This is a genomic window from Microbacterium sp., assembly GCF_035554235.1.
Lineage (GTDB): Bacteria > Actinomycetota > Actinomycetes > Actinomycetales > Microbacteriaceae > Microbacterium.
The window spans coordinates 1-2,834 of record NZ_DATMIO010000263.1 but is presented as its reverse complement, the minus strand read 5'-3'; the positions used below and the strand labels follow the sequence as shown (position 1 = coordinate 2,834).

Genomic DNA, 2,834 nt, shown 5'->3' with positions numbered 1-2,834 from the left:
CGGTCGTCCTCGGCGGCACGTCGCTGGCCGGCGGTCGCGGCGGCCTCATCGGTGTCTGCTTCGGCGCTTTCACGATCTACCTGCTCCAGAACCTGCTGTCGAGCTACGAGGTCAACCCTGCCTGGCTGCAGATCGTCTACGGCGCGATCCTGATCATCGCCGTGGTGATCCAGGGCGCGCTGGTGCCCGAGGCCGGCATCGGTGGCCTGCGGGCCAGGCGGATGCCGCTCTGGCACCGCAGCCGGCGCAGGGGGTCGGGCCTGGAGCTGTCCACGATGAAGGTCGGCCCCGTCGGCGGCGGTGAGGCGGCGGTCGCCGCCCCGCCGGCCCGAGCCGGAGGGCCGATCGCGCAGGCGTGGCGCACGCTGGCACGCCTCCAGGAGCGGATCCCGCTGATCCAGCTCGCGGCTCTCGGCGCCGTGTTCGCCTACGGTGTGATCACCCTGCCCGGCCTCGGCGAGTGGGTGAGCATCCGCTCGATCCTCGTCCTGGCCGCCCTGATCGGGCTTGCGTCCTGCGGCCAGACGCTGCTGATCCTGATGGGCGGCTTCGACCTCGGGGTCTCCGGCTTCATCGTCGCCGGCGGCCTGACGGTCACCGCGCTCGCCGCGAAGTACCACATGGACTTCGGTGCGGCCCTGGCGGCGGCGCTCGTGGCCGCCGCGATCCTCGGTGGCTTCGCCGGCTACGTCTGCCACCGCTTCAGGATCAACCCACTCGTCGTGACGCTGGCGATGGGGTCGATCGTCATCGGCCTCGTCAAGGTGCAGATCGGCGAGCAGGCCAACGGCTATCCGCCGGACTGGCTCCAGAAGCTCGCCATGCCGGTGACCAAGACGTTCGGGATCGGGATCCCGCCCGCCGTGTCGATCTGGATCCTCGTCGTGGTCCTGTTCGCGATCTTCCTGCATCGCACGCGCCTGGGCCGCAACCTCTTCGCCACCGGCTCGAACCCGCGTGCGGCGGATTACGCCCTGATCAACACCCGCCGCGTATGGGTGGCAGCGTTCGCGTTCAGCGCCGTGACCTCGGCGCTGGTCGGCGTGCTCATCGGCGGCTTCGCCGGCGTCGTGGTCGACAGCGGCGGCGACGCCTACCTGTTCCAGAGCGTCGTCGCGGTGATCGTCGGCGGAACCATCTTCGGCGGGCCCGGCGATTACACCCGCACCGCCATCGGCGCGGTGTTCCTCACCGTGCTCATCACGGTCCTCATCGGGCACGGCGCCAGCAAGGCCGTGGAGGACATCGTCTACGGAGTGATCATCCTCGTCGCCGTCGCCATCTACGGCCGCGAGCGGAGGCTTCGCGACCGCGTCTGAGCGGTCCCGTGGAGAGCAACCATCAATGGAGGAGGAGGAGTGATCAAGAGAGCGAAGTGGCGTCAGCGGCCTTTGAGCCGTGCGGCGCTGGCGAGCCTCCTGACCGTGGCGGCGCTGACAGCTGCCGCGTGCGGTAGCGACAGCGACGACGGGGGCGGCGGCGGGAGCGCGGCCCCCGCGGGGACGCAGACGCAGTCCACCAAGGAGATCAACGTCAAGCCCACCGGCGCCGGCGCCGTCAAGGTCGGCACGAGCTGCGGTGACACCGTTCCCGTCGGGCCGAAGAACAAGGACGGCGTCTACAGCACGATGCCGCAGGAGCTCCAGGACATCTACTCGAGCTATCCCGACAACCTCATCGAGAGCACCTGGGCCACGAAGAAGATCACCGCCAAGCCGCCGTGGAAGATCGGCTACATCACGGTCGGCGTGTCGAACCAGTACCAGAACAACGTGCTGAAGAGCCTCAAGGAGGAGTTCGCCGCCGCGAAGGCGGAGGGCCTGGTCGAGGGCTCTCTGGTGACCAACATCCCGCCGAGCCTCCAGCAGTCGACGCCGGAGAGCCAGATCTCGGCGATCAAGCAGATGATCCGCCAGGGCGTTGACGCCATCATCGTCAACCCCGCCGACTCGGTCGCCGAGTCGCCTGCGATGGAGCAGGCCGGCGAGCAGGGCGTGCCGATCATCCTCGCCGACGTCCCGCCCGCCCCGGGCTCGAAGTACCAGACGTCGACGTGGACCCAGAACCAGGTCGAAGCCGACGCCGGCACGCTGGGCATCATCGGGAAGGGCAACATCCTGATCGTCCGCGGCATCGCGGGCAACCAGAACGACAAGGTCCTCTACAACCAGAAGGTCGTGGACCTGAAGAACTGCCCGGACATCAAGGTCGCCTCGGTGCTCTACGGCAACTGGGACAACGGCACGACGAAGCAGGTGGTGTCGCAGTACCTGGCCTCGCACCCGCAGAAGATCGACGGCGTCCTGCAGGACGGCGGCATGTTCGCCGGCATCGTCCAGGCGTTCGAATCGCGCGGCATCGAGGTCCCGCCCGTCGGCATGGAGCAGTGCGCCGCCGGTGACCTGTCGTGGTGGCTGAAGAAGATCGACACCTACAAGACCGTCGGTGGCTGCATCAACGGTCTCCAGGGCGGCTACGTGTACTTCAACACGGCGCTGCGGATCCTGGCCAACAAGGGTCCCAAGTACAACGTCCTGTCGATGCCGGCAGTGACGCTCGACAACACCAACCTGAAGGCCTACGCGCAGCCGGGCCTTCCGCTCACGTCCGACCTGGAGCTCCCGGGCCCCAAGACGGCGTGGTGCGACGACAAGTGCCTGGACGAGTACTTCAACGAGCCGGGACCGGCGACCGCGAAGTAGGGCTCAGGTGGCTGAGATCGACGAGCTGCGCGCGCGAGTGCGCGTGCTCGAGGACCGAGAGGAGATACGCAACCTGCTCCAGGAGTACCGACGCACGCTGGACGCCCGCGACATGCGGGCGTTCGCGGCGCT

The 2,834-nt window shown here is 68.3% G+C and carries 2 protein-coding genes; both read left to right on the top strand.

Annotation, left to right across the window (positions count from 1 at the left end):
• The coding region (locus tag VNT50_RS13425; RefSeq protein WP_414683970.1) for an ABC transporter permease at positions 1-1,319 on the top strand (1,319 nt) is incomplete at its 5' end.
• A gap of 105 nt (positions 1,320-1,424) precedes the next feature.
• The gene (locus VNT50_RS13420; protein WP_325485613.1) at positions 1,425-2,702 is read left to right on the top strand and encodes a substrate-binding domain-containing protein; all 1,278 of its coding nucleotides are present in this window, start codon (positions 1,425-1,427) and stop codon (positions 2,700-2,702) included.
• Positions 2,703-2,834: the final 132 nt, after the last annotated feature.